Source organism: Trichococcus alkaliphilus (genome assembly GCF_003008695.1).
Lineage (GTDB): Bacteria > Bacillota > Bacilli > Lactobacillales > Aerococcaceae > Trichococcus > Trichococcus alkaliphilus.
The window spans coordinates 44,183-69,930 of record NZ_PXZT01000004.1 but is presented as its reverse complement, the minus strand read 5'-3'; the positions used below and the strand labels follow the sequence as shown (position 1 = coordinate 69,930).

27 protein-coding genes and 1 other RNA gene are annotated in these 25,748 nt (G+C 46.8%); 6 read left to right on the top strand and 22 right to left on the bottom strand.

Annotated elements, in window-relative coordinates:
* Positions 1-3: 3 nt before the first annotated feature.
* From glyQ to C7R73_RS05090, 8 genes are all read right to left on the bottom strand, one after another.
* Positions 4-915, bottom strand: a complete 912-nt coding sequence (gene glyQ / locus C7R73_RS05125; protein WP_086628188.1) for a glycine--tRNA ligase subunit alpha — start codon at positions 913-915, stop codon at positions 4-6.
* A 270-nt stretch (positions 916-1,185) separates the two neighbouring features.
* Positions 1,186-2,025, bottom strand: a complete 840-nt coding sequence (gene recO, locus C7R73_RS05120; RefSeq protein WP_106449455.1) for a DNA repair protein RecO — start codon at positions 2,023-2,025, stop codon at positions 1,186-1,188.
* Between the two features lie 90 nt (positions 2,026-2,115).
* Complete coding sequence (era, locus tag C7R73_RS05115; RefSeq protein WP_106449454.1) at positions 2,116-3,027, bottom strand: GTPase Era; 912 nt, start codon at positions 3,025-3,027, stop codon at positions 2,116-2,118.
* Between the two features lie 10 nt (positions 3,028-3,037).
* Positions 3,038-3,427 (bottom strand): diacylglycerol kinase family protein, encoded by a 390-nt coding sequence (locus tag C7R73_RS05110; protein WP_239992572.1) that lies wholly within the window; start codon positions 3,425-3,427, stop codon positions 3,038-3,040.
* A 7-nt stretch (positions 3,428-3,434) separates the two neighbouring features.
* The gene (gene ybeY, locus C7R73_RS05105; protein ID WP_106449452.1) at positions 3,435-3,917 is read right to left on the bottom strand and encodes an rRNA maturation RNase YbeY; all 483 of its coding nucleotides are present in this window, start codon (positions 3,915-3,917) and stop codon (positions 3,435-3,437) included.
* A gap of 8 nt (positions 3,918-3,925) precedes the next feature.
* Positions 3,926-4,912, bottom strand: coding sequence for a PhoH family protein (locus tag C7R73_RS05100; RefSeq protein ID WP_414718257.1), 987 nt, complete (start codon positions 4,910-4,912; stop codon positions 3,926-3,928).
* Between the two features lie 203 nt (positions 4,913-5,115).
* Positions 5,116-5,289 (bottom strand): 30S ribosomal protein S21, encoded by a 174-nt coding sequence (rpsU, locus tag C7R73_RS05095; RefSeq protein ID WP_068559653.1) that lies wholly within the window; start codon positions 5,287-5,289, stop codon positions 5,116-5,118.
* A gap of 183 nt (positions 5,290-5,472) precedes the next feature.
* Positions 5,473-5,907, bottom strand: a complete 435-nt coding sequence (locus C7R73_RS05090; RefSeq protein WP_275658091.1) for a Fur family transcriptional regulator — start codon at positions 5,905-5,907, stop codon at positions 5,473-5,475.
* A gap of 89 nt (positions 5,908-5,996) precedes the next feature.
* Here C7R73_RS05090 and C7R73_RS05085 point away from each other — a divergent pair, with 89 nt between their 5' ends.
* On the top strand, positions 5,997-6,833 hold the full coding sequence (locus C7R73_RS05085; protein WP_106449450.1) for a pyruvate, water dikinase regulatory protein: 837 nt from the start codon (positions 5,997-5,999) through the stop codon (positions 6,831-6,833).
* A 78-nt stretch (positions 6,834-6,911) separates the two neighbouring features.
* Here the strand turns inward: C7R73_RS05085 and C7R73_RS13875 are convergent, their stop codons facing one another.
* From C7R73_RS13875 to hisS, 5 genes are all read right to left on the bottom strand, one after another.
* A complete protein-coding gene (locus C7R73_RS13875; protein ID WP_106449577.1) occupies positions 6,912-7,754 on the bottom strand; it encodes a TPM domain-containing protein in 843 nt (280 codons plus the stop codon).
* A 28-nt stretch (positions 7,755-7,782) separates the two neighbouring features.
* Positions 7,783-8,364 (bottom strand): LemA family protein, encoded by a 582-nt coding sequence (locus C7R73_RS05075; RefSeq protein ID WP_239992571.1) that lies wholly within the window; start codon positions 8,362-8,364, stop codon positions 7,783-7,785.
* Between the two features lie 86 nt (positions 8,365-8,450).
* Positions 8,451-9,344, bottom strand: a complete 894-nt coding sequence (locus C7R73_RS05070; protein WP_106449448.1) for a deoxyribonuclease IV — start codon at positions 9,342-9,344, stop codon at positions 8,451-8,453.
* Between the two features lie 143 nt (positions 9,345-9,487).
* Positions 9,488-11,254 (bottom strand): aspartate--tRNA ligase, encoded by a 1,767-nt coding sequence (gene aspS, locus C7R73_RS05065; RefSeq protein ID WP_106449447.1) that lies wholly within the window; start codon positions 11,252-11,254, stop codon positions 9,488-9,490.
* Positions 11,255-11,278: 24 nt separating this feature from the next.
* On the bottom strand, positions 11,279-12,601 hold the full coding sequence (hisS, locus tag C7R73_RS05060) for a histidine--tRNA ligase (protein WP_106449446.1): 1,323 nt from the start codon (positions 12,599-12,601) through the stop codon (positions 11,279-11,281).
* Positions 12,602-13,139: 538 nt separating this feature from the next.
* Between hisS and C7R73_RS05055 the strand changes: the two genes are divergently transcribed.
* Entirely contained in the window at positions 13,140-14,456 is a 1,317-nt protein-coding gene (locus tag C7R73_RS05055; protein ID WP_239992570.1) for an N-acetylmuramoyl-L-alanine amidase family protein, read from the top strand.
* A 69-nt stretch (positions 14,457-14,525) separates the two neighbouring features.
* Here C7R73_RS05055 and dtd read toward each other — a convergent pair whose 3' ends face one another.
* The 6 genes from dtd to C7R73_RS05025 all read right to left on the bottom strand — a co-directional run bounded on the left by dtd (position 14,526) and on the right by C7R73_RS05025 (position 20,372).
* Positions 14,526-14,972, bottom strand: a complete 447-nt coding sequence (gene dtd, locus C7R73_RS05050) for a D-aminoacyl-tRNA deacylase (RefSeq protein WP_106449444.1) — start codon at positions 14,970-14,972, stop codon at positions 14,526-14,528.
* A gap of 22 nt (positions 14,973-14,994) precedes the next feature.
* Entirely contained in the window at positions 14,995-17,205 is a 2,211-nt protein-coding gene (locus C7R73_RS05045; protein ID WP_106449443.1) for a RelA/SpoT family protein, read from the bottom strand.
* A gap of 274 nt (positions 17,206-17,479) precedes the next feature.
* A complete protein-coding gene (deoC, locus tag C7R73_RS05040) occupies positions 17,480-18,145 on the bottom strand; it encodes a deoxyribose-phosphate aldolase (RefSeq protein WP_106449442.1) in 666 nt (221 codons plus the stop codon).
* Positions 18,138-18,914: a 16S rRNA (uracil(1498)-N(3))-methyltransferase gene (locus tag C7R73_RS05035; protein WP_106449441.1), complete on the bottom strand. Its 777-nt coding sequence runs from the start codon at positions 18,912-18,914 to the stop codon at positions 18,138-18,140. Before C7R73_RS05035 ends, deoC begins: the two co-directional genes overlap by 8 nt.
* 3 nt (positions 18,915-18,917) lie before the next feature.
* Positions 18,918-19,868, bottom strand: coding sequence for a 50S ribosomal protein L11 methyltransferase (gene prmA, locus C7R73_RS05030; protein WP_106449440.1), 951 nt, complete (start codon positions 19,866-19,868; stop codon positions 18,918-18,920).
* 21 nt (positions 19,869-19,889) lie between these two features.
* Positions 19,890-20,372 (bottom strand): DUF3013 family protein, encoded by a 483-nt coding sequence (locus C7R73_RS05025; RefSeq protein WP_106449439.1) that lies wholly within the window; start codon positions 20,370-20,372, stop codon positions 19,890-19,892.
* A gap of 225 nt (positions 20,373-20,597) precedes the next feature.
* Here C7R73_RS05025 and C7R73_RS05020 point away from each other — a divergent pair, with 225 nt between their 5' ends.
* The 4 genes from C7R73_RS05020 (at position 20,598) to C7R73_RS05005 (ending at position 23,166) form a co-directional block, all read left to right on the top strand.
* On the top strand, positions 20,598-20,972 hold the full coding sequence (locus C7R73_RS05020) for a hypothetical protein (protein WP_106449438.1): 375 nt from the start codon (positions 20,598-20,600) through the stop codon (positions 20,970-20,972).
* A gap of 170 nt (positions 20,973-21,142) precedes the next feature.
* Positions 21,143-21,484, top strand: a complete 342-nt coding sequence (gpsB, locus tag C7R73_RS05015; RefSeq protein ID WP_086627826.1) for a cell division regulator GpsB — start codon at positions 21,143-21,145, stop codon at positions 21,482-21,484.
* A 19-nt stretch (positions 21,485-21,503) separates the two neighbouring features.
* An RNA gene (rnpB, locus tag C7R73_RS05010) (RNase P RNA component class B) lies at positions 21,504-21,869 on the top strand.
* Between the two features lie 124 nt (positions 21,870-21,993).
* Positions 21,994-23,166 carry a THUMP domain-containing class I SAM-dependent RNA methyltransferase gene (locus C7R73_RS05005; RefSeq protein ID WP_106449437.1) on the top strand — a complete coding sequence of 391 codons (1,173 nt, stop codon included), beginning with the start codon at positions 21,994-21,996 and terminating at the stop codon, positions 23,164-23,166.
* Positions 23,167-23,275: 109 nt separating this feature from the next.
* Here the strand turns inward: C7R73_RS05005 and C7R73_RS05000 are convergent, their stop codons facing one another.
* From C7R73_RS05000 to C7R73_RS04990, 3 genes are all read right to left on the bottom strand, one after another.
* Positions 23,276-24,310, bottom strand: coding sequence for a zinc-binding dehydrogenase (locus C7R73_RS05000; RefSeq protein ID WP_106449436.1), 1,035 nt, complete (start codon positions 24,308-24,310; stop codon positions 23,276-23,278).
* 142 nt (positions 24,311-24,452) lie between these two features.
* Positions 24,453-24,809 carry an aldo/keto reductase gene (locus tag C7R73_RS04995; RefSeq protein ID WP_106449435.1) on the bottom strand — a complete coding sequence of 119 codons (357 nt, stop codon included), beginning with the start codon at positions 24,807-24,809 and terminating at the stop codon, positions 24,453-24,455.
* A 124-nt stretch (positions 24,810-24,933) separates the two neighbouring features.
* A complete protein-coding gene (locus C7R73_RS04990) occupies positions 24,934-25,542 on the bottom strand; it encodes an NAD(P)H-binding protein (RefSeq protein ID WP_106449434.1) in 609 nt (202 codons plus the stop codon).
* Between the last annotated feature and the right edge of the window lie 206 nt (positions 25,543-25,748).

Here is a 25,748-nt window from a genome sequence, read left to right as displayed (position 1 = left end):
AATTTAGTCCTCCTTCAGGGCAAGTTCTTTTTGATCATCCGAAAGCAAAGGGAAACCCAGTTCTTTTCTCTTTTGGACAAAAGCTTTCGCCAGTTGGCGCGCCATATTGCGGATTCGTGCGAGATACCCCGCGCGGTCAGTCGCAGAAATAACACCTCTTGCATCCAAAAGGTTAAAGGCATGCGAACTCTTCAGGACATAGTCATAAGCCGGATGCACGAGACCATTCTCGATCTGTTTCGTCGCTTCCGCCTCAAATGAATCAAACAGTTGGAACAACAAATCGACGTTGCTTTCCTCAAACGAATATTTGGAATGTTCATATTCCGGCTGGCCGAAGATTTCGCCGTATTTCACGCCCTCTGTCCACTCAAGATCGTAGACACTGTTCACATCCTGGATATAAGAAGCCAAGCGCTCCAAACCATAGGTGATTTCGCTTGTGACAGGACTGCATTCCAAACCGCCCACTTGCTGGAAATAGGTGAACTGGGTTACTTCCATCCCGTCCAACCAAACTTCCCAGCCCAAGCCTGCGCAACCCAATGAAGGGTTTTCCCAGTTGTCTTCGACAAAGCGGATGTCATGTTCGATCGGATTGATGCCCAATACTTTCAGGCTTTCCAGATATAGTTCCTGGATATTGTCCGGTGATGGCTTCATGACCACCTGGAATTGGTGATGTTGGTACAGACGGTTGGGATTTTCACCGTAACGGCCGTCAGCAGGACGACGCGAAGGCTCCACGTATGCGGCGTTCCATGGTTCTGGGCCGATTGCGCGCAAGAAAGTGTACGGGCTCATTGTTCCGGCACCTTTTTCAGTATCATAGGACTGCATCAAAAGGCAGCCTTGATCTGCCCAAAAATTTTGTAGCGCTTGAATCATTTTTTGCACAGTTAATTTGTTTTCCATCATAAATCTCCTCCACTTGAAATAATACATAAAAAAAGTCCCTATGCATCAAGTCTCCTTGAAACATAGGGACGAATATTTTCGCGGTTCCACCCTAATTCCGGCAATTGCCGGCACTTCGTTACAGGACTCGGATACGCCTTTCCGCAATAGTCTCCCGCTTTGGCTCACACTATCCCAAATTCGCTTTTCGGTACTGACCAGAGGTACTTTTATCTTCAACGTCCAGTATTTAGTTCTTCTCAATAGTAGCCTTGTTCCCGCAGAATGTCAAGAACTACTTGGATCGGACTGTCCGCTTTCGCTCGGCTTGTTTGGCTCCGGTTCGGAAGCGGAACGGAATGGAATCTCAACCTTTGTCTCCCAAGCGTACATCTGATCGATGAAGCTCTTGCTTTTCAGGCGGATCCCGACATATTCTTCATATAATTCGTCGATGAAGGCTCTGAGTGCCTGTTTCGTCTCGGCCTTGATTTGGATGTTCCCGACTTGCTTCGGCGTGACCAATTGGAAAATCCGGGCAAAATGGACAGCTGCAGGGCTTGCATGCGATCTCCTTGGGTCTTCCCCATAATGCTTCTGACACAGGGCCCCGGAATATTTGACCGAAAAATCGAAAGGTTCCTGCTTGCTGTGACAGATGACACATTCCTGCAATTGCGGCGCTGCACCAAAATATTTCAGCACCCGCATTTCGAAAATGTTCACTACGATTTCCGCATCCATCCCGTTCTGCATGGCGACCAAGGATTCCTCCAACAGATCGTAGAGGTCGGCTGCCTTGATGGCATCGTTGATGGCCGCATCAGCCAGGTTGTTCAAATAAGTCGCGTAGGCGTTCAGATGGATGTCCGTCTGCATTTTGGAAAAGTGGATGATTTCGCGGCTGTCCTGCAGGAAGCTGAGGCCGTCATCCTTGATGCGGCCCAGATAAGTCGCTTTCGTGAATGGCAGGAGCGCAGCTTTCAAGGAATGGTTCGGATTTTTGATGTTCTTCACAAAAAACATCCGTTTTCCATGATCACGCGTAAATATTTTTACCAAAGCATCCTTTTCCCTGTGTTTCCGGATCGATAGGACGATGCCATCAAATTCCTGATATGTCTCCATGTCGCACCCTTTCGAAAAGAGAAGAGTCCGGAAGGCAGCCTCCCAAACTCTTACTGATTGCTATTCATATATCAATTGAGCATTAGCTGATCAATCGTAATCTTTTTGGCGATACCCGTAGTCCTGCAGATAACTCTGCTTGTCGCGCCAATCTTTTTGGACCTTCACCCAAAGTTCGAGGTAAATTTTATCACCAAGCATCGCTTCGATATCCCTACGTGCCCGGACACCGATTTCTTTCAGCATTTTCCCGCCCTTGCCGATGATGATGCCTTTTTGACTGGCTCGATCGACGATGATGGTCGCATGGACGTGGACTTTATCGTCCTCGTTGCGCAGCATCGATTCCACAACGACTGCCACGGAATGCGGCACTTCTTCTTTGGTCAACTGAAGGATCTTTTCGCGGATGAACTCGGACACGACGAAGTATTCCGGGTGATCCGTGATTTGATCGTCCGGATAGAATTGTGGCCCTTCCGGCATGTATTTTTTGATGGTGGCCATCATCTCATCGACATTGTTCCCTTGGATGGCAGAAATCGGAACCACTTCATTGAACTCATTGTCTGAAGTATAGTCCATGATGATTTTCAGTAATTCTTCCGGCTTGACCTGATCGATTTTGTTGATGATCAAAAATTTCGGAGTACGCAGGTTCTTGAGTTTCTCAAGAATGAAATTGTCGCCCGCTCCTCTTTTTTCTGCAGCATTCACCATGAACAGAACCAAATCCACTTCATTGAACGTGCTGTAAGCACTCTTGAGCATAAAATCGTTCAAGCGCGTCTGCGGTTTGTGGATTCCGGGCGTATCGATGAAGACGATCTGGGAATCATCCGAAGTGACTACACCTTGGATCTTGTTGCGGGTTGTTTGCGGGACATCACTCATGATGGCGACCTTTTGACCGACGATGCGGTTCAAAAGTGTCGATTTCCCTACGTTAGGCCTCCCGATGATGGAGACGAATCCTGATTTGAAACCTTCTTTTTTATTCATACAAAACTCCTCAAATTAACTTATAATATAATTCCAAAAACTTCGGCAAAAAAATGATGGCCGCGATTAGGATGGTAAAGAACACCGTCACCAAGACCGCTCCGGCAGCAATGTCTTTTGCTTTCTTTGCCAGGGGATGATATTCGTAATCGGTCACCAAATCGACTACATTTTCAAATATCGTATTCAAAAACTCCATGATGATTACCAAAAATATGCAGAAGATGATCACGATCCACTCCATTGTGCTTGATTCAAAGAACCATGCCAGCAGGAGCGGTATCAAGCCAAACAAGGCATGACTGCGCATGTTTTTTTCTTCTTCGAGGATAGTACGGATGCCGTCCAAAGCGTGCTTCACTGAAGCAAAAAAGTTTGGATTCTTCCCGATTTTCCTCATTTTTTCACTACTCGTCTCTTTTAAGTCCATAAGCATCCAGTATCTCTTTCTGAAGACCGAACATTTCTTTTTCGTCTTCTTCCGTCATGTGATCATACCCATTCAAATGCAGGAAACCATGCAAAGCAAGGAAACCTAGTTCTCTTTCGAAACTGTGGCCATAGGACTCCGCTTGTTCAGCGGTCTTATCGGTTGAGATGATGATATCGCCGATATTTGTCGGAAAGGCGCCGGTTATGCTTTCCATGTTGATTGGAAAGTCGTCATCGGTATCATCGTTCAGCGCAAAGCTGATGACGTCGGTGGCCTGATCTTTGTTGCGGTATTCACGATTGATTTCCCGGATGCGCTCATCGTCCACAAAGGTGATCGACAATTCGGTTTCGGGCGTCAACTTCAAATATTCCCCCGCAAAAGAAATCAAGGAATGAACCAATTCAGTGTGCTCATTCTTTACAGATTCGGTTTCATCAAAAATATCTATTTCCATATAATCGCTCACTTTTCTATGTTGTGTTTTGTTTCCTCTTTGACATCATATGCTTTGATGATGCTTGCGACTACCGGATGGCGCACGACATCATAAGTATCAAATGTGACAAAAGAGATATCCGGGATGCCCTGAAGTTTCTTCTCGGCATCGATCAATCCTGAAAGGGCGCCTTTCGGTAAATCGATCTGGGTCTTGTCGCCGTTGACGATCATTTTTGATCCGAACCCGAGCCGAGTCAGGAACATCTTCATCTGTGCGACAGTCGTGTTCTGAGCCTCATCAAGGATGATGAAGGCATCTTCCAGCGTCCGTCCGCGCATGTAGGCGAGCGGAGCAATTTCGATGACTCCCCTATCCATCAAGCGTGTTGTGTGCTCGACGCCATAGATCGCATAAAGCGCGTCATAGACCGGGCGCAGATATGGGTCAACTTTTTCCTTCAGATCTCCGGGAAGGAAGCCGAGGTTTTCTCCAGCTTCAACCGCCGGGCGGGTCAGGATGATCTTTTTTACTTTTCCGTTCTTCAGGGCCTCCACAGCCATCACAACGGCCAAGAAGGTTTTCCCGGTTCCGGCAGGCCCTATTCCGAATACGACATCTTTTTTCTTGACGGCCTGCACATATTGCCTTTGGCCGAAATTCTTCGCCCGGATAGGCTTGCCTGCGTATGACCTGCCGATTTCCTCTTCATAAAGGTTGATGAAAAAATCAAGGCTTCCGCGTTCCGACATTTTTATAGCTGTGACGATATCTGTTTGTGAAATAGGGATGCCGCGCGCTAACAATTCCAATAGTTGCTTCAACAGGGAGCGGGCCTTGTCGACAGCCGACTCTTCACCACTGATTTCGATTTTCATGCCGCGGCTTGTAATGGTCACATTCAAAGCATCTTCCAGCATCTTCAGATGCTTGTCCTGCGATCCAAATAATTGAGGCAAAACGGATGCGTCCATCACTTCAATTTTCTCTGTTTTATTCACTTTATCGGTCAAACAAGCTACACTCCTCTTTTTGGGGATTTTTTTCACTGCTTATTGCTAATAGTATAACATAAAGCGGCATGGCTTATGAAAATATTTATCCCACTTGTGTTCGAGGCGCTTTTTCTGGACGACAAAAAAATGGAATGATACGGAGATCATCCCATTCTTTATCGATTAGTCTCTAAGAATTTTAGAAAGCAAGCATCTGGCTGTTAGAATTTACGTTTTCTGGCAGCTTCAGATTTTTTCTTGCGTCTCACACTTGGCTTTTCATAAAATTCATGTTTACGAGCGTCTTGTAGAGTTCCAGTTTTTGAAACAGTACGTTTAAAGCGACGAAGAGCATCATCAAGAGATTCGTTTTTACGAACAACTGTTTTTGACATTAAATATTCCCTCCCTCCGAGCGTTAAAAGTAACGTTTCCTTTTGAAATTATAAGAAATCAAAATGAAATTGTTCTTTTGATATTATATCATAGGAGAAAGCAATTGCAACGTTTTATTGCAAAACAAAAAAGTGAATGATCAAACTGGGCTAAAGCATCGGTCTGTCTGCCGTTACGCATCGCTATGCATGCGCCAAACAATTTTTGCAAACACCAAAGATTTCGAAGCGATGGGACGAAATTTGGCATCCCTCCAACTGTTGCTCAAAGAAATCCATCGGACACATCTGCAAAGCAATCGTCATCCCACATTGTTGACAAATGAAGTGATGATGATGGTGCCCTTCATGCAAACAAGTGATCCGGAACAGTTTTTCGTTGTTCAATTCTGTCTCTTCCAAGATCCCAACTTCCACAAAAGTGTACAGGTTGCGGTATATCGTGTCATAGCTGAGTGTCGGATATTCATCCTGTAACGCATGTAGAACTGATTTTGCAGACAGATAGCGGTTAGCTTCCACAAAAACCGTAATGATATCTTCTCTTTTTTGGGTATATTTATAACCTTGTTTCTTTAATTGCTGCAGTGCAATGGTTACGGTATCTACCGGCATCATTTTCCCTCCCGACTCTATCAATTTCAAATTGACTATAGTATATTATTAGTGAGATTGCAATCATTAAGATTCAGAAAGGACGAGATTATATGGAACAGCAAGAGCCACATGACCTGCATTTTGTCATCATATCCGATTCGGTAGGAGACACCGCCAGAAAAGTTCTCCAGGCCGTATTGGCACAATTCCCATCGATTACTGCTCATATGTATCATTATCCGTTCATCAGAAAAATGCAAGATTTGGAGCCTGTATTGGTAGAGGCCAAAGAACTGAAAGCATTTGTTATCCATACTTTGGTCGTCGAGGATTTGAGTGAATACACTGACAGTTTCTGCGCTGCGGAGGACTTGCCTTGCTATAATATATTGAAAGCACTGGTCAGTGATATCACCGGAAAGACCGGGCAGCAGCCCATCCGGAGAGCAGGCGCCCTGCATCGTTTGGATGATGAATACTTCAACCGGATCAGCGCCATCGAGTTCGCAGTCAAGTACGATGACGGGAAAGATCCAAAGGGTTTCTTGGATGCCGATTTGGTCCTGCTGGGCGTTTCCCGCACTTCAAAGACACCGCTATCCATGTTTTTGGCGAACAAGACCATCAAAGTGGCGAACCTGCCGATTATGCCGGAAGCCTCAGTGCCTGACGAAATTTGGCAAGTGGATCCGAAAAAAATCGTCGGATTGACCAATGATGCTGAGGTATTGAATAATTTCCGCAAGGAGCGGATGATCGCCTACGGATTATCGCCTGAAACCATTTATTCGGACATGGACCGCATCCGGGCTGAGCTGGAATACGCCTATGAATTGTACAACAAATTGGGTTGCATCGTCATCAATGTATCCAAACGTTCTATAGAAGAAACAGCCGCCATCATCATGAGCAGCATTGAAATCTCAGACACAACCATCATTCCCTGAAATCGAAAGAAGAGGACCCGGATAAAATTTCGGGTCCTCTCCTTTTTTATTTTTATATCCATTGCTGCAACAGGTGCGTCAGAACCCTCTGCTGGATCCGCCGCCTCCGGAAGAACCTCCGCCTCCGAAGCCTCCGCCTCCGCCAAAGCCACCGAAACCGCCACCGCCATATCCTCCACGATGATTGTTGCCGCGGTAACCGCCTCCGCCTCCGCTAAGAAGCAACCACCACAACGGATTCATTCCGCCACCCCGTCCACCGCGTCCGCCTCTTCCTCTGCCGCCAAAAAAGAAGGACAACACCAAAAGGATGAACAGGAATTGGACGATTGACGCGAAAAACGATGAATCGCCTTCAGAGTATTGCGTTGTATCGACAGGATAGCCTGAGAAAATCACTTCGTCATCATATTGGTATTCCTGATTGACGACAACCGCCGCTTCTGTAAAAATTTCTTTCAGACCTCCATCGAAATCATTGGCCGAAAGATAATCCAGATGATTGTCCAGAATTCTGCCGGTCCTGCTGTCCGTTAGGGCACCTTCCAGACCGTATCCGATTTCGAAGCGGATTTCCCTTTCTTCCAGCGCCAACAAAATCAGCACACCGTTATCGGCATCAGCCTGGCCAATTTTCCACTTTTCGAACAGGTCGACAGAATATTCCTCGATTGTCTCACCCTGCAGCGAATCGACCACCGCCACGACAACTTGGGGTTTTTCCTCCGTCAATTCGTATTGCTCATTCACGCTCAGGATGAATGATTTCGTTTCTTCGGAGAGCGTGCCGCTTGGATCATAGACATAAAATTCGGTTGTCGGATCAGGCAAGGCTTGCGCATGTTTGGAAGGCGCGAACGCCATCGAAAAGAAGAACAGCCCCAAAACCACAAGCAATTGCCATCGCGCCTTTTTCCTCATTTGAAACAATGCATCATCAGCCCCTCAATTATTCATCGTCTGTATTCAAGTCTACACTTGGAGCAGTTTCAGCGCCGCTGACCGCTTCAAAATAAGATTTTTCATCAAATCCGAAAAGCCCTGCCATGAGTGATCCCGGGAACCGTTTGACTTTGTTGTTGTATTGTTGCACAGCTTCGTTGTAACGATCCCTTTCGACTGAAATCCTGTTTTCGGTACCCGCCAACTCATCCATCAGAGCCGTCACTTGTTCATTCGATTTCAGTTCCGGATAGTTCTCGACAATCACCAACAAACGCGAAAGTGCGGATTCCATTTCATTGCTGGCTGTAACCTGTTCTTCGGTCGTCTGGGCACTGCCGATTCTTGCACGGGCATCAGCGATTGCACCGAATACTTCCTGTTCCTGTTCCATAGCGCCTTTTACCGATTCCACCAAGTTGGGGATCAGATCATAACGTCTTTGTAGTTTGGTTTCCACATTCGCCCATTGCACATCGACATTGCTTTCCTCACTCACCAAACCATTATAGGAGCTGATCAATGGCACTCCCAACAGCAACACCGCAATAAACACTCCGATTAAGCCTTTCAACCAACCTTTCATCATTCCATCTCCTTTAATCTTTCATTCTTTGCTTGTATACAATTATCCCTGAATTTCGGCAAAACCGCATCCATCCAAAGATGTATTTCTTACTGGTTCAGTATGTCTTCCAATAAACGCGGATTGAATGTCTGCGACTTCAGCATATCCAATTCGAATCTGTAAGGCGCCTTCTTGTTCTTTTTGTCCTCGCCGACGAACGGTGTCTCCAATATTTTCGGCAAATCCTGCAGTTGCTGATGGTGAACAATTTTATTCAAAGTTTCGAAGCCGATGGTGCCGAACCCGATATTCGCATGTCTGTCTTTGTGGGCTCCTCTCTCGTTTTTCGAGTCGTTGATATGGACCATTTTCAAACGTTCCAGGCCGATGATGCGGTCGAATTCTTCCAACACACCATCGAAGTCCTCTTTGACGTTATAACCCGCATCGTTCGTATGGCACGTATCCAACGTTACGGACAACTTGTCGTTATAGACTACGCCATCCATGATGGCAGCCAACTCTTCAAACGTCCGGCCAATCTCAGTGCCTTTTCCGGCCATCGTTTCCAACGCAATCTGCGCGGTCTGGCTGGGCTCCAACACTTCATTCAGGCCCTTGATGATCTGTTTGATGCCTATCTCAGAACCTGCGCCGACATGCGAACCTGGATGCAGCGTGATCTGTTTTGCCCCAAGCGCTTGCGCCCGCACAATTTCATCGCGCAAAAATCCGATCGCGAACTCAAAATGATCCGGTTTCGTTGTGTTGGCCAAATTGATGATGTAGGGTGCATGGACGACCAGCTCGACCAGACCGTGCTTCGCCATATAGTCCATGCCTTCCGGAATATTCATCTCATCAACGCTTTTTCTCCGGGTATTCTGCGGAGCGCCTGTGTAGATCATAAATACCGAAGAACCGTACGACGCTGCCTCCTCTGCTGAACCCAACAGCATTTTTTTACCGCCCATAGAAACATGTGAACCTATCTTTAACATATCTTCACCCTTTTGTTGTGTATTATCCTAAAAAGCATTTCCGTCTTATATAAAACAAGAGACGAAAAAAAAAGCCTTATGATACGTTTATTGTATCATAAGGCCTGTTTTCCTTACCATCAGATGCTCTTTTTAGTCCGATGTTAGTCCAATGAAGCGATTTTCAGGCTCAATTCTTTCAACTGAGCTGCGCTTACTTCGCTTGGGGCGTTCGTCATCGGGTCGAAAGCTTTCCCGTTTTTAGGGAACGCGATCACTTCGCGGATGTTCGATTCGCCAGCCAACAACATGACCAAACGATCCAGTCCTAAAGCGATGCCGCCATGCGGTGGGAAACCGTAATCGAATGCATCCAACAAGAAACCGAACTCCTCTTCGGCATCTTCTTTGCTGAAGCCAAGTGCCGCAAACATCTGCTCCTGTACTTCCCTTGTGTAGATACGCAGAGATCCGCCGCCGATTTCATAACCGTTCAAGACGATATCATAGGCTTGTGCATAGACTTCTTCCGGATGATCGGCTAATTTCGCAAGATCTTCATCGTTTGGACGGGTGAACGGATGGTGCATTGCAGTGTAGCGTTTTGCGTCCGCATCGTACTCAAGCAATGGCCAATTCACAACCCAAACGAAAGCAAATTGGGATTTGTCTATCAGATCAAGATCGCGGCCGAACTTCAGGCGCAGCTCTCCTAGAGCTTGATAGACGATTTCTTTTTTATCAGCAACGAACACTAGCAAGTCGCCAGGCTCAGCATCCATCAGTCTGATCAATTCTTCGCTGTCTTCGGTGAAGAATTTTGCTACGGCGCCTTTCAGTCCGTCCTCTTCGACTTTCATCCAAGCCATGCCTTTTGCGCCATATTGTTTGGCGTACTCGATCAAGTTATCCATGTCTTTGCGCGAATAGGCATCGGCTTTGCCTTTGACGTTCAAGCCGCGGACTTGGCCGCCGCTTTCGCTGGTCGCTTTGAATACGTTGAATGAAGAAGTTTTCGCAAATTCATTCATGTCGATCAATTCCAGTGCGAAACGGGTATCCGGCTTATCGCTGCCGAAACGGTTCATCGCTTCATCGTAGGAGATGCGCGGGAATGGAGCCGGAATGTCTTTGCCCAAAACGTCCTTCATGACTTTCTGAAGCATAGTTTCAGTGATTTCCTGGATCTCAGCAGCAGACAGGAAACTGGTTTCGATATCGATTTGAGTGAATTCCGGCTGTCTGTCACCGCGCAGATCTTCATCACGGAAGCAGCGCACGATCTGATAATAGCGGTCAAAACCTGCGCCCATAAGCATCTGCTTGAACAGTTGCGGTGATTGCGGCAACGCGTAAAATTCGCCTTGATGGACACGGGACGGAACGATATAGTCACGCGCACCTTCCGGAGTCGATTTCGTCAAATAAGGCGTTTCGATATCCATGAAATTCAAGTCATCCAAATAATTGCGGACAGTTTGCGTCGTTTTGTGGCGAATTTTCATGTTGTTCATCATTTTGTCTCTTCTTAAATCGATATAGCGGTATTTCATGCGCAATTCATCGGATACGTTCAAATCGCCTTCGATATAGAACGGCGGTGTTTTCGCTTTCGCCAAAATCTCCACGGATTCCGCTTCGATTTCGATTGTGCCTGTGCCGATGTTCGGATTGATCTGATTTGCTTCACGAAGGACTACTTTACCTTTGACCTGCAGGACATATTCCCCACGGATCGTTTCCGCAATGCGGAAAGCTTCTTCATTGAATTCTGTGTTGAAAACGACTTGGACGATGCCTTCGCGGTCACGCAGATGGATGAAGATCAATCCGCCTAAGTCTCTTCTTTTGTTGACCCAACCATTGGCGACGACAGTCTGTCCAACGGATGCTTCCGTCAATAATCCGCAATACTCTGTTCTTCTATCCATTTTCACTACCCTTTTCTGTATGTTCTAGTCTTCTTTTCCGAAAAATTCATTGAAAGCCGTCATATCGGCTGTCTGTGTTTTGTAAACTTTGTCAAAATCAGCGTAAATCTCAGTCAACGCCACTTTCTGCTCTTTGCCGGTCGACATTACTTTGAATTGCACTTGTTTGTTGTTCAACTCATCTTCGCCGATGGTCAGCACTACTTTTGCCCCATTTTTCGTGGCAGTTTTGAATTGCGCTTTAGCTTTGCGATCATGGAAGTCCCGGTCCGCCGAATACCCTGCTTGGCGCGCGTTTTGGACCAATTTCAAGGACTCGATGTTCGTAGCTTCTCCCAAACCGACCACATAGACATCCAACTCGGATAGTTTCGGTACATCGACTTGCTGATCCTTCATCAAAAGGATCAGTCTTTCCAAGCCCATCCCGAAGCCAAAACCAGGCACTTCCGGTCCGCCGATTTCCTGGACCAAGCCGTCATAGCGGCCACCACCGCAGATGGTCGTTTCCGCCCCGAAAACTGCGGATGCACTCATGATTTCAAAGATGGTATCCTGATAATAATCGAGTCCGCGTACCATATTGCTGTTGATCATGAACGGAATTTCCAATGCCTGAAGCATTTCCTGAACTGTTTCAAAATGTTTCCTTGAATCATCAGACAGGAACTCCAAGATGCTTGGTGCCTGGGCAACGATTTCCTTGTCGCGCTTGTCTTTGCTGTCCAACACACGCAACGGATTCTTATGGAGACGGGTCTGGGAATCTTTGCTCAGTTCATCATGGAAAGGTTCCAAGTAGGCGATCAGCGCTTCGCGGTATCTGATCCGATCTTCGGTCTTGCCCAACGAATTGATGACCAATTTCAGATCGCTCAATTCCAATTCTTTCAGTATATCCCATGCCAATGCCATGGTTTCGACATCAGTCGCCGGATTCACGCTTCCAAAAACTTCGACACCCAATTGGTGGAATTGACGCATCCGTCCGCCTTGTGGTCTTTCGTAGCGGAACATCGGGCTGATGTAATAGACTTTCAGCGGTTTCGGATGTTCCGGACCGAACAGTTTGTTTTCGACGTAGGCCCGGACCACTGGAGCCGTTCCTTCAGGCTTCAATGCGATGTGTCGTTCGCCCTTGTCGTAGAAGTCGTACATTTCCTTCGATACGATGTCACTCGTATCACCGACCCCTCTGGAGAACAGTTCATAACTTTCGAACATTGGGGTGCGGATTTCTGAAAATTGATAGTCATGCAGTAAGATCCGGGATGTTTCTTCCACGTATTGCCAAATTTCTGCTTCCTGCAAAAATATGTCGGCAGTCCCTTTTGGTTTTTGTATCATTTTTTATAACCATTCCTTTCGCTTCATACTGTTTTCTGTCTGAAAAAAAGCAAAAAAATAGCCCTCTTTCCATCATGGAAAAGGACGATTAGTCAGACGTGGTGCCACCTTTATTCGAAAGCATAGCTTTCCTTTAACGAGTAACGTTCGTGGCGTAATAGCTTTTCACTATTAATCCTCCAACCTGTCTTTCGAATAAACGTTTGGGAGTGCTCTCAGCCGCGGCAATCCTCTCTGAATCAAACCAATCTATTCTACTTCGATCTTCACTGGACATTTATAATTTCCTTAACGATACAAGATAAGCACCGAATTGTCAATACTGTTTTCATCATATTTTCACTTTCCGGGTCAGCATGATCAATCGCATATTCTGTGTCGGATGGTTGCGTCGCGGTTCCGCTTTGTCCAAATAGGGAACAGAATCATAATTTCTGAAAAGGCTTTGCATTGGATGCCGTATCTTTGCTATAATGATAGAAGAATTGAACAATTTTTGTAAATTTTTATGCATTCCAAACCAGAAAGGAGACAATCAGTGAAGACTATCGCAAAAAATAGACATCTGTTCTTCTTGGCGCTTGTTCTGCTATTTGTCGGATTGGGCTCCTTCGGTACGGTAGCATTAGCCAACTATACTACGGTCAGCATCTCCGCCAGCATCGTAAATGTCCGGTCCGGTCCAGGGTTATCCTACGACATTATGACGCAAATACAAGGCGGTTCCTCAGTCAATGTTTTGGCTGACAAGAATGAATGGTATAAAGTCCGGCTTTCGGACGGAAGAATCGGTTGGGTTGCCAGCTGGCTGATCAACAACACTGAAATCGCGGCAACATCCGAATTATTGGCAACGGTGCTTGTCCCCTCCGCCAACGTTCGGCAAGAGAACAATGAAACATCCGAAGTTGTAGGAACGGCCAGTGAAGGCGAAAAATTCGCTCTGTTGTATGAAGAGAACGGCTGGAGCCAAATCCAGTACAACAATAAAGTCGCTTGGATTCTGTCGGAGCTGATTGAAATTTCACCAGGCAGCATCCAATTGGCGCCGGAAACAGTCGACACCACAGAGGTCGTTGCAGACGATGCCAATCCGAAAGTCATCATCACGATGGATGGCGTAAATGTCCGAAGTGGGCCTTCGACAGGCAGCGATATCCTGTTCATTGCCGAAAAAGGCGAAGAGTACGAACTGATCAGTGAATCCGGTGATTTCTATAAGATCCTTTATGAGGGAAATAAGGAAGGCTACGTCGCCTCCTGGTTGGTGGAAACATCCGACTCGCTCAATACTCCCGTCACTGCGTCATCCACCACCACGCTAGCCGAAGCGACCATCGTAATCGATCCGGGCCACGGAGGGGAAGATCCAGGTGCGGAAGGGACTTATATTTACGAGAAGGAAGTAACACTCAAAACCGCTGAAGCGGTTGCTGATAAATTACGCAGTGCCGGAGCCAATGTCATATTGACGCGCACATCTGATGTCTACGTAACTTTGGAAGATCGGGCAGAAATGAGTAATGTCAACAATGCTGATCTTTTCATCAGTCTGCATTATGATTCCACCGCAAGCGGTACTTCCGCGACGGGGTTCACGACATATTATTATGCTGATGCGGATATTCCGTTGGCAAATCTGGTCGATGATCACCTGGCCGATACTTTGCCGTTGCAGGACAATGGTTCCAAATTCGGCGATTTCTTGGTCACACGCGAAAATGACCAACCCTCCCTGTTGTTGGAGCTCGGCTATATGAACAATGACTCCGACGTCAAGACCTTCAATTCCGATTATTATCGCTCGCTGGTGGCAGAAAGCATCTACCAAGCATTGACCGAATATTTCCAATAAACAAGAAAAGCGCAATAAGAAAACAGAGTCGGCAGCTTGAACCTCCAATGGTTCAAGCTGCCGACTCTGTTATTTGTTTTTGGAATCGATGAAGATGGTTACGGGTCCATCGTTGTTCAAACGGACAGACATGTGCGCGCCGAACTTACCCGATGCCACAGGAAAACCTTCCGCTCTTAACAGCTCGTTGAACGTTTGGTAAAGTGCCTCCCCGGTTTCCGGAGGGGCCGCATTGGTGAAGCTTGGGCGATTCCCTTTTTTGGTATCAGCGAACAAAGTGAATTGGGATATCGAAAGGATGGCACCATCCACATCCTTCAAGGAGCGGTTCATTTTGCCATCCTCATCTTCGAAAACCCGGAGATTCGAAACCTTGCGGGCAAGGTAGTGCACATCTTCTTGTCTGTCGTCCTTGCCGATGCCGACCAAAAGCATAAACCCCTCACCTATTTCCCCGATGATTTCATCATCAACCGAGACGGATGCTTCCGTCACTTTCTGTACAACAACACGCATATCTGCCCTCGATTCATTTTGATTAGGATGTGACCCTTCTGACAGTGTAGACGTCCGGGATATTTTTGATTTTATCGACGATTTTGTCCAGTTGGCTCAAGTTTTGTATTCCGATTTTCAACGTAATGACCGCAATTTTATTGCTGTCGACTTTCCCGTTTACGCTGCTGAGATTCTTGGTCATCGTATTGACCACATGCAGGATCTCGTTCAGCAGACCTGAGCGATTGTAGCCCTCGACCGTCAATTCGGTTTCGTAATCGATATTGGATGTGCCGGTATCTTCCCATTCGACATCGATCAAACGGTCGCCGTGCTCTCCGGATACCTGAACATTCGGGCAATCTTTCCGGTGGACCGATATGCCGCGCCCTTTTGTGATGTAGCCGACAATTTCATCCCCTGGGACAGGATTGCAGCAATGGCTGATGCGTATCAGCAGATTGTCCACTCCTTGAATGACTACGCCGCCTTCATGACGGATTTTCATTTTAGGATTATCTTTTTTCGTTTTTTGCTCAATCGTGTCCAGCTGCTGTTCAGCTTTGTGCTTGTCCCGCTCACGGCGGGCTTTTTCGGTCAAACGGTTCGATACGATGAACGCAGACAGTTCGCCGAAGCCGATGGCGGCATAGAGGTCATCTTCCGAATTCACATTGAAGCGATTCAACAAATCTTTGATTGCTAGTTTCGTCAGGAATTCCTTAGGCGAGAATTCCATTTCCGTCAATTGTTTTTCCAGCATATCCCGGCCTTTGATCACATGTTCATCGCGGTCCTGCAGCTTGAAGTAGCGTTTGATCTTATTTTTTGCCTTGCTGGTGGAAACCAAGTTGACCCAGTCCCTGCTCGGACCGAATGAGTTCGGGGATGTCATCACTTCGATGATGTCGCCATTCTGCAGTTTGTAATTCAAAGGGACAATCTTTCCGTTGACTTTCGCTCCGATGGTTTTATGTCCGATTTCGGTATGGATGTTATAGGCGAAATCCAAAGGGCCGGCACCCGATGGCAATTCAACGACATCGCCTTTCGGAGTGAAGACATAAACCTTGTCCTTGAAGATATCCTCCTTGACGCTTTCGACGAACTCGCTGGCGTTTTTGGAATCATCCTGCAAGTCGATCAGGTCACGGAACCAATCGATCTGATGGGGCATTTTATCCGGATCGATTTTTTTGGTGATGCCCTCTTTGTATGCCCAGTGAGCCGCAACCCCATATTCCGCGACTTGGTGCATTTCGATTGTCCGGATCTGGATTTCGACAGGCGTTCCTTGCGTCCCGATGACGGTCGTGTGCAGCGACTGATACATATTCGCTTTGGGCATGGCGATATAGTCTTTGAATCGGCCCGGCATTGGTTTCCATTTTGTGTGGATGGCCCCCAAAACGGCATAACAGTCTTTGATGGAATGGACGATGACACGGATAGCCAACAGATCATAGATTTCCGTGAACTGTTTCTTATGGCCCTTCATTTTTCGGTAGATGGAGTTGATGTGCTTCGGTCTGCCGTAGATGTCGGCTTCAATTTCCAATTCATCGATCGAATCTTTGATTTTGTTGATCGTATCCTTGATGTACAGTTCCCGTTCATCGCGTTTGCTGTTCATCAGATGAACGATCCGGTAATATTGCTGTGGATTCAGATACCTGAGCGACGTATCCTCCAATTCCCATTTGATCCGGTTCATCCCTAAGCGGTGGGCTAAGGGTGCGTATATCTCCAACGTCTCATTGGAAATGGTCCGTTGTTTCTCCGGCTTATGGTATTTCAGCGTGCGCATGTTGTGCAATCTATCCGCCAACTTCACCATGATGATCCGCAGGTCCTTCGCCATGGCCATCAACATCTTGCGATGGTTTTCGGCCTGTTGTTCTTCATGCGACTTGTACTCGATCTTCCCCAATTTCGTGACGCCATCGACCAGGATGGCTACGGTTTTGGAGAATTCCCGTTCGATATCCTCTAAAGTATATTCTGTATCTTCCACGACATCATGCAAAAACCCCGTTGCAATCGTTTCTGGATCTAATTTCAAATCTGCCAATATCGCTGCGACTTGGGTCGGATGAACGAAGTACTCCTCGCCGGACTTCCGCATCTGTCCGCTATGAGCTTCCCTGGCAAAATCACACGCTTTTTGGACAAATGCCACATGGGTTTCATTCATATATTCCGCGCATAGCTGCACAACCTCTTCAGGTGAATAGGTTTTGATTTTCGGCATGTTGTCACTCCTGACTCTTAAGATTATGTATTTACTTACTGCGATTCCGTCCGCAAACGGAAAAGCTGCTGAATATATCACATTTTGCAAACAAAAAAGAAAATATATTTCCCTTTATTATACTTTAAATCGGAACGATGCGCCATCAACATTTGCTCTCTCTTTTCAACCTCAAACTATAAAAAACCTTGAAGGACAGCTTCATAAAAAAGAAGTCCCTCAAGGTTTCCCTGATCATTCGATTATTCGGATGCAATCGGAGCATCCCTTACATTTACTTTGCCGCAAGCCAACCTTCAACGATTTTTTTGCCGCTGGAAGTGCCCAAGCGCGTTGCGCCGGCTGCGATGAAAGCCAATGCATCTTCATACGTGCGTACTCCGCCGCTTGCTTTTACGTCCATCACAGGACCGACTGTCTTGCGCATCAGTGCGATATCCTCCAATGTTGCGCCGCCTGTTGAAAAACCGGTGGATGTCTTGACAAAGTCGGCGCCTGCCTTTTGAGCCAACTGGCAAGCGATGACTTTTTCATCATCAGTCAACAGGCACGTCTCGATGATCACCTTCAGGATCGCCTTGCCTTTGACCGCTTCGACCAAAGCTGCGATTTCATGTTCGACTGTTTGGTAATTGCCATCCTTCAAAGCTCCGATATTGATGACCATATCGACTTCATCGGCACCGTTCTGCACCGCCTGTTTCGCTTCGAAAGTCTTCACTTCTGCCGTATTGGCGCCATGCGGAAAACCGACGACGGTACATACAAGCACATCCGAACCGGTCAGGAAGGCTTCTACTTTTTTGACCCAGAAGGGTTGTACACAGACGGACTTGAAGTCATATTCCCTCGCTTCTTCGCAAAGGGCCTTGATTTCCTCCTCTGTCGCATCTTGTCTTAATAGAGTGTGATCGATGTATTTATTTAATTTTTCAACCATTTTTATCCGCTCCTTTTCTTAATTCCATTTCATAGGATACCGCCGCCAACGCATACAAAGGAGCTGTTTCAGCCCGCAAAATCCTCGGTCCCAAAGCACAGCTCTTATGGCCGGCCTGTCTGAATGCCGCCAGCTCTTCCGGCGCCAATCCGCCTTCAGGCCCGAACACAAACAACAAAGAATCGCCTGGTTCGAGATTTTCCAGTGTGTTCACCAAGATGCTGCCTTCGCCGGCCTTTGCATCTTCTTCATAGGCAATCAACACTTTGCTGTATTTTGCCGCTTCCGCCAGCAACTCCTTGAGGTTGTGGACAGGATGCACGAACGGCTCTTTTTGGCGGTGCGATTGCTCCGCTGCCTCTTTCGCAATTTTCTGCAGGCGCTGCTGTTTTTTTGCGCTTTTGTCCGCTGTCCACTTCACAACTGCATTTTTGGCTGCGAAAGGGATGAAGGCTGCCGCACCCAACTCAGTGCCCTTCTGTACGATGTATTCCAGCTTGTCGCCCTTCGGCAATCCGCAGGCGATCGTAATCTTGACCGGCAATTCCGTTGAGCGGTCTTCATCGGCCACCCACTTTAATCCGACCGTACTTGCGGATATGTCGGTGATTTCCGCAACGAATGAAATGCCGGAGTTGTCGGCCAAATATACCTGCCCTCCTTGCTTCATGCGCATCACATGCACCATATGGTGATGGAAATCATCCGACAAAATGATCGGCTGCGTTTGATAATCTTTTGCTAGAGGCGGAATGATGTATCGCTGCATGTTTCAATCCTCCACGTTTTTTGTGCAGATCAGGCAAACCCAATCTTTCATTTGCTTTTCTTGCTCGATCTCAAAGCCATTGCTGATCAAAGCTGCGATCAGTTCCTCTTTCTTCGAATCGATGATGCCCGAAAGGATGAAATAGCCATCATCCTTGAGGTTCTTGTAGGCATCGGGAAGCAACAGCAGCAGGATTTCCGCCAGGATATTCGCAACAATGATGTCCGCTTGCTGATCGGCAATCCCTACCAAAAGGTTGTTCTCCTTGACGATGACGTCTGAAGCATAGGCATTATAAGCGATGTTCTCTTTGGAAACACGTGTGGCGATTTCATCGATATCGTAGGCATAGACAGTTTCTGCGCCCATTGCCTTGGCTGCGATGCTCAACACGCCCGACCCGGTTCCGACATCGATCACTTTTTCGCCGCCCCGCATCACGGCTTCAAGCGCTTCGATCGACAGACGCGTTGTTGGATGCGTGCCGGTACCGAAGGCCATCCCCGGATCCAATTGAATAAGCATTTCTTTTTCATCATCCGGCGTGTATTCTTCCCAATAAGGTACGATCGTCAGAAAACGCGTCAAACGGATCGGATGGAAATATTCTTTCCAGGAGTTTTCCCAATCTTCTTCCTTCACTTGGTTGATCTGCAGTTCATTCTTTCCGATCTTCAGATCGATTTTTTCCAGTTCCGCCAGCTGTTCTTTGATGAACAACACAGTGTCCTGGAAACCCGCGTTGTTCGGATAATAAGCCATGATATAGACGGCATGCCCTTCTTCAGGCATCGCACGTTCCTCTTTTATCTGGCCGAAACCGTCATCCTGCAGATTGACGAAGTCCAATTCGTCATCGATGGCGACGCCTTTCGCACCGGCTTCCATCAATATATTTGATACAGCCTCAACCGCTTCTGTAGCAGTCACAACCTTCACTTCATTCCATTCCATTTGCAATCACCTTTCCTATCATCAAGGGTAACGATAATACGTTTCATCATATCTACCTAATTCCTTCAGTGTTTCGATTGTCTGCATAAAATTCAGCTCATTCCAATGCAATTCGAAGCTGGAGTCTCCTTCATTATTGAGAAAATCCCTAAGTTTGCTGTTAGCTTCGCCGACCGTCAAGCGTATGTTCTTGACCACTGCTTCGGCCAATCCGCCCTGGATCCCTTTTTTCCGATCGAATGGGATGCCGGTCAAATACTCCTCCGTTTTGATTTTTGAGGATGCACGATCATAGAACAAAACGGAATCTTCAAAAACGAACCGATCTTCATGATTCGAATGGCCAAATATATCAGAAATACTGTTGTCTGGAGGATAACTGACTTCTAATAATAACACAATTTCGACTGTATGGAAGGGTTTATGCCACTCCAATCGCCATTCGCAAGGCAAGTGTTGCTCTTCCAATTCTTCGTGGATTTTGTCGATCATACTTTTGTCCATTTTCTTCCTCCTCGTATCTTCGTTTCGGCAGTGCCTTAATGGCTGCGTACCGCCTCGGGATGAAGCTCTCAATCCATTGTAGCAAAAAACGGGGAAAAGATATATTCCGGGCTATGCATCAGCTGGTCATTTACCAAAAAACGGCACGCGACGTGCAGGGAACGATTTATAAAAGGGGCGGTTTGTGATATATTTAGGTCAGGAAAAAAGTTGGAGGGATATTTCATGACAGAACAATCAGAGATCAGACAATCCATCGATTACTTAGTGACGCGCATCGCCCGTGATTACCAGAAAACAGAATACAAAGAAAGCTTGAAAATCCAGATTCCATTCGGCCGAAGGGCTGAAATAGTGTTGGAAGATGATTACCTTACAGCAGATGAAAAAATCATTTTCGAAGATGGCATCGATCCGGCCACAAAAAGCGAACTCTTCAAAGAGGTCCTGCAATCCAAAACGGATAAAGTCTTCAAGAGTTTTCTGTTGGAAATATTCGGGAAGCAGCCTGTTCTTAATGAAAATTTATCCATCACGACAACCAACTCCGGAAACAAGCACTATATCATCATCAATTTTCAAGGAGCCATGCCCTATTAGGCTTTCCGATCACTTAGGTCTTTCCTGAACGCCGGGGGGGGACAATAAAAAATTAGGTTGAGTTTATGCGAAAAGCCTGATATGATGTTGATTAGAATATTTGCTTATTAATATTGCGATTTTATGCTATACTGTTTAGGTAACAAGGACAACTAACGAGGTGTGCAAATATGGCAGATAAAAATCTAACAACCAAAGATATTCTGCAAAAAGAATTCAAAAGCGCTATGAGAGGCTATAATGTTGCAGAAGTCGATGAATATCTGGATATGATCATAAGAGATTATGAATCTTATCAAAAAGACCTTTCTTATCTTCAAAGCGAAAATGAACGTTTGATGAGCCGTGTGGATGAGTTGACGAAGCAAGCAGTTTTAGCTAAGCCGACCCAATCGAATGCATCATCAGTCGGCAGCGGTGTAACGAATTTTGATATTCTGAAACGCCTTTCCAACTTGGAGAAACATGTATTCGGTTCAAAACTGGATGAAACCAACGAAGAAGCAAACTAGCATCAAAAAAACATTTGTAAATTTCGGGTAATTGCGGTCTCCTTCATGGAGGCTGAGGAAAGTCCATGCTCGCACAAGCTGAGATGCTTGTAGTGTTCGTGCTTAGCGAAACAATAAGCTAAGGCAATCGTTAGATTGACGGCAGAAAAAAAGGCTAAGGGCTCTGCCTATGCCTGAGTATTCTTGAAAGTGCCACAGTGACGAAGCAGACGGGGAAACCTTTCTGGTGGAACGCGGTAAACCCCTCGAGCGAGCAACCCAAACTTTGGTAGGGGCACTCTTTCCAAGGAAATGAACGAGGGAAAGAGGCAGAAATGCAGATAGATAATTACCTCCGCCATCAGAGGCCTGGCTCCGATGGCGCGACAGAACATGGCTTACAGAAATTTACAAATCAGGCTTTTTTTTCTTCAAAATGAATACGATCGAGGATGGGACAAGCTAATTTTTGTCCCATTTTTCGTTGCATTATCCGGCAATTTCTAAGGCAAAACAATAAGGAGCACTAAATGAAAACATATCAATTAATGGCTACGGCCGCAAGCGGCATCGAAGCCATCACCGGCAATGAGCTGAAAAAAATGGGCTACAATGTCCAGGTCGAGAACGGCAAAGCCTACTTCTCCGGTACGGAAGCGGACATCATCACCACCAACCTGTGGCTGCGCACCGCTGACCGCATCAAAATCGTATTCGGCAAATTCGAAGCAAAAACTTTCGATGATCTTTTCGAACAAACGAAAGCTTTGCCATGGGAACAAATCCTACCGATGGATGCGGAATTCCCTGTTTCCGGCAAATCACAAAAATCGACTCTGTACAGCGTGCCCGATTGCCAAGCGATCGTCAAAAAGGCCATCGTCAATCGTCTGAGCGAATACTACCACCGCCGTACCCGTTTGCCTGAATCCGGCGCACTCTATCCGATCGAAGTGGCCATCAACAAGGATGAAGTGATCCTGACGATCGATACGAGCGGTTCCAGCCTTTTCAAACGCGGTTACCGTTCCGAAAAAGGCGGCGCACCATTGAAGGAAAATATGGCAGCCGCTTTAGTGATGTTGACCAATTGGTTCCCTGACCGTCCCTTCTATGACCCGACTTGCGGTTCCGGCACGATTCCGATCGAAGCGGCTCTGATTGGCCTGAATATCGCTCCTGGATTGAAGCGCTCATTCCCTTCCGAAGAATGGAACATTTTTGAAGAAGGATTATGGGATCGCATCCGCAATGAAGCAAAAGCTGCCGCCAATTTCGATGTGAAGTTGGATATCGGCGGTTCGGACATCGATCCGCATGTCATCGCCATCGCGAAGAGCAATGCCGAAAAAGCAGGCGTTGCCGATTATGTCACTTTCAAACAGTTGGCTTTGGCCGACTTCACGACTACCAAGGAATACGGAACGATCGTCTGCAACCCGCCGTACGGTGAGCGTCTTTCCGATCAGGAAGAGATCGAGATACTCTACAAAGAGATGGGCCAAGTTTTCCGTCCATTGAAGACATGGAGCAAATACATCCTGACGAGCGAATTGCTTTTCGAAGAATTCTACGGCGAAAGAGCCACCAAAAAACGCAAACTCTACAACGGAAGATTGCGTACCGATTTCTTCCAATATTGGGGAACGCGCCCGCCAAGAATCAAAAAAGAGCATGACGCCAGGGAAACCAAAGAAAAATAATTTTTTTAAATAAATAAAAGCAGTCCGACCGCCCTCGCTGATGCGGGGTCGTTCGGACTGCTTTTATTTTTTATTTAGGATACCCTCTTTGCGGTGGTAAAGCTGTTGGTTAAGGTCTGATCAACACTTTCAACGCTTCGCGATTGTCCATGGCTCTGTAGCCATCAGGAACACCGTCCAGGTCGACTGTCACGTCGAAGACACGGCCAGGTTCGAGCGTGCCGTCAAGTATATCGGGCAAAAGTTCTTTCATGTAGGCACGCGTTGGTGCCGGTCCTCCGGTCAACGTAATGTTGCGGCCGAAAAGACTTGCAAATCCGACTGGGGCTTCGACATACTGGGGAACACCGACACGGCTGATGACTCCGCCGGCTCGGACAGCACCAAGACTCATCTCGTAAGCGGGCATCAGGCCGACGCACTCTAGTACGACATGCGTGCCTTCTCCGTTAGTCAATTCCTTGACCTTCGCGATCCCCTCCTCGCCTCGTTCAGCGATGACATCCGTTGCGCCGAAGGCAATCCCAAGATCGGTACGATCTTTGTGGCGACCCATCAAGATGATTTTTTTGGCACCAAGTTTCTTCGCCGAAAGGACAGCCAGAAGGCCTACAGCACCGTCTCCGATGACCGTCACCGTCGTATTCTCGTTAACGCCGCCCATGATGGCCGCATGATAACCGGTTCCGTATACATCGGACAAAGTCAACAACGAAGGCAACAAAGGCGAATTTTCGTCAATGTCGTCGGGTAATTTGAACATGCTGCCTTGCGCTTGAGGCACCCGGCCGTATTCCGCTTGGCAACCGGTCATGAAGCCGCCGTTTACACAAGATGTCATCAAGCCTTCTTTACAAAACGGACAAGTGTTGTCGCCGTATGCGAAAGGAACAACGACCAAATCGCCTTTTTTGAATCCTGAAACTTCAGAACCCATTGCATCGATCCTTCCGAGCACCTCATGCCCCATTGCTTCGCCTTCACCGTGCTCGTGCGCATGCATTTTGTGGTATGGATGCAAGTCACTGCCGCAGATGCAGGCAGCCACTACTTTCAGGATAACGTCCGTAGGTTTCTGTATTTCAGGTACTGGAATTTCTTCCACGCGCACATCGCCTGCCGCGTACATTATGTTTGCTTTCATTTGTTTCTCCACCTTTTCTTGTGAGTCACTTGCGCTTGCATAAACCAAGGGTAACACTTAAAGTGCACATTAAGGCAAGTGTTTTCTGAAAATATTTTATCGAACCAAAATTATCTGCACTATATTGAAATAACTACTGCATTTATTTTTTCCACACGCCGAACTGGCCGAGCGTTTTTTCTTCTGAACGCCCTGATGCCGGTTCCGGGGCCAGAGCAAGCGAACTGATTTCTGCACGCAAATCGGGCGTCATCTCAAAATCGGCTGCCGCCAAGGAGTCCTCCAATTGGGCCAGATTCCGGGCACCGATGATCGGGGCGGTTACGGCTGGATGGCTTTTTGCCCAAGCCACCGCCAATGTTGCCGGACTGACGCCCAATTTTTTGGCAAAGGCCGCAAAGCGATCCGCAAGTTCCAGGTCATTTTGATAACGCAAACGATTCAGTTCGCTATCGACGAGACGGCCGGAATCCGGTTTTTTAGCCGATCCGTATTTCATCTGCGTCGCCGCCAAAAGACATGGCACCGAAACACAATTCAGAAACTTTGATGCCTGTTCTGCCAACTGATGTATAGTTCATTATTTGTCATCCTCTCATTGTTGGCATAATGGATCTAATTGATCATTCCGGACGATTGATGCCGACACTTTCACGGACATAAAGGGTAGGATCGGCAGCAAGACGAACGACAAGATCCGCGATGCTTTTCCTGGATACGTCATGTCCGCCGAATGGCTCACCCTTGACGGTAATTTCATAATCGGTATCGTTGCTGCTGTCGAACCAGCCTGGACGGATGATCGTATAATCCAGATTGGATGCTTCAATGACGTTCGCCGCATCACGGTAGGTCTGCAAAACCGGATTGGAGCGAAGATTGCCGGAAGAGCCTACGGAAGCCGTAATTTCGTTATAGATACCCATCGAAGTGATAAAAATCAAACGGTTGACTCCAACGCGTTTCATCGATTCGACAATCGCTTTGGCCATTTCCCCTAAGTTCCCTGTCAAAGATGCAAACACTACATCCTGTCCAGAGATGACCTTGTCCAGGTCGGCTGCGTTCATTACATCGCCTGAAACGGCAACTTCTCTCGTTGAATCAATCGGCTTGAGTCTTTCCGGTCGTCGCGAAAAAAGCGTCAGTTCATCATTTGTTTTTTCAAGGAACCGTTGTCTTGCCACGCGACCGACTGAGCCGGTTGCGCCGATAATCACTATTTTATTCATCATTTCCACCTCAAATTTCTAGTTGATAGGAGTATGGTATCACTTGGAGTTCACTCCAAGTCAAGCATGAACGGACATCTTTATTTTCCGGATGTTGAATCCAGCCTTTGAATGGTTAATCCAGTAATGTAAATGTATAATTAAATTAATCCATCAAACGTACTGCATTATTTTTTAATAAACAAATCGCTTGACTTGGAGTCCAC

Coding starts and splice junctions, on each gene's coding strand:
- C7R73_RS05075 (WP_239992571.1), bottom strand. CDS start 8,364: ATGATGAAAGGTTGGTTGAAAGGCTTAATCGGAGTGTTTATTGCGGTG.
- C7R73_RS04995 (WP_106449435.1), bottom strand. CDS start 24,809: ATGAAATACGGATCGGCTAAAAAACCGGATTCCGGCCGTCTCGTCGAT.
- C7R73_RS04990 (WP_106449434.1), bottom strand. CDS start 25,542: ATGAATAAAATAGTGATTATCGGCGCAACCGGCTCAGTCGGTCGCGTG.
- C7R73_RS05110 (WP_239992572.1), bottom strand. CDS start 3,427: ATGAGGAAAATCGGGAAGAATCCAAACTTTTTTGCTTCAGTGAAGCAC.
- C7R73_RS05020 (WP_106449438.1), top strand. CDS start 20,598: ATGACAGAACAATCAGAGATCAGACAATCCATCGATTACTTAGTGACG.
- hisS (WP_106449446.1), bottom strand. CDS start 12,601: ATGATACAAAAACCAAAAGGGACTGCCGACATATTTTTGCAGGAAGCA.
- dtd (WP_106449444.1), bottom strand. CDS start 14,972: ATGCGTGTTGTTGTACAGAAAGTGACGGAAGCATCCGTCTCGGTTGAT.
- C7R73_RS05005 (WP_106449437.1), top strand. CDS start 21,994: ATGAAAACATATCAATTAATGGCTACGGCCGCAAGCGGCATCGAAGCC.
- C7R73_RS05085 (WP_106449450.1), top strand. CDS start 5,997: ATGGAACAGCAAGAGCCACATGACCTGCATTTTGTCATCATATCCGAT.
- C7R73_RS05025 (WP_106449439.1), bottom strand. CDS start 20,372: ATGGACAAAAGTATGATCGACAAAATCCACGAAGAATTGGAAGAGCAA.
- C7R73_RS05090 (WP_275658091.1), bottom strand. CDS start 5,907: ATGATGCCGGTAGATACCGTAACCATTGCACTGCAGCAATTAAAGAAA.
- ybeY (WP_106449452.1), bottom strand. CDS start 3,917: ATGGAAATAGATATTTTTGATGAAACCGAATCTGTAAAGAATGAGCAC.
- prmA (WP_106449440.1), bottom strand. CDS start 19,868: ATGGAATGGAATGAAGTGAAGGTTGTGACTGCTACAGAAGCGGTTGAG.
- recO (WP_106449455.1), bottom strand. CDS start 2,025: ATGGAGACATATCAGGAATTTGATGGCATCGTCCTATCGATCCGGAAA.
- deoC (WP_106449442.1), bottom strand. CDS start 18,145: ATGGTTGAAAAATTAAATAAATACATCGATCACACTCTATTAAGACAA.
- C7R73_RS05035 (WP_106449441.1), bottom strand. CDS start 18,914: ATGCAGCGATACATCATTCCGCCTCTAGCAAAAGATTATCAAACGCAG.
- C7R73_RS05045 (WP_106449443.1), bottom strand. CDS start 17,205: ATGCCGAAAATCAAAACCTATTCACCTGAAGAGGTTGTGCAGCTATGC.
- glyQ (WP_086628188.1), bottom strand. CDS start 915: ATGGAAAACAAATTAACTGTGCAAAAAATGATTCAAGCGCTACAAAAT.
- rpsU (WP_068559653.1), bottom strand. CDS start 5,289: ATGTCAAAAACAGTTGTTCGTAAAAACGAATCTCTTGATGATGCTCTT.
- gpsB (WP_086627826.1), top strand. CDS start 21,143: ATGGCAGATAAAAATCTAACAACCAAAGATATTCTGCAAAAAGAATTC.
- C7R73_RS05070 (WP_106449448.1), bottom strand. CDS start 9,344: ATGTTAAAGATAGGTTCACATGTTTCTATGGGCGGTAAAAAAATGCTG.
- era (WP_106449454.1), bottom strand. CDS start 3,027: ATGAATAAAAAAGAAGGTTTCAAATCAGGATTCGTCTCCATCATCGGG.
- aspS (WP_106449447.1), bottom strand. CDS start 11,254: ATGGATAGAAGAACAGAGTATTGCGGATTATTGACGGAAGCATCCGTT.
- C7R73_RS05000 (WP_106449436.1), bottom strand. CDS start 24,310: ATGAAAGCAAACATAATGTACGCGGCAGGCGATGTGCGCGTGGAAGAA.
- C7R73_RS13875 (WP_106449577.1), bottom strand. CDS start 7,754: ATGAGGAAAAAGGCGCGATGGCAATTGCTTGTGGTTTTGGGGCTGTTC.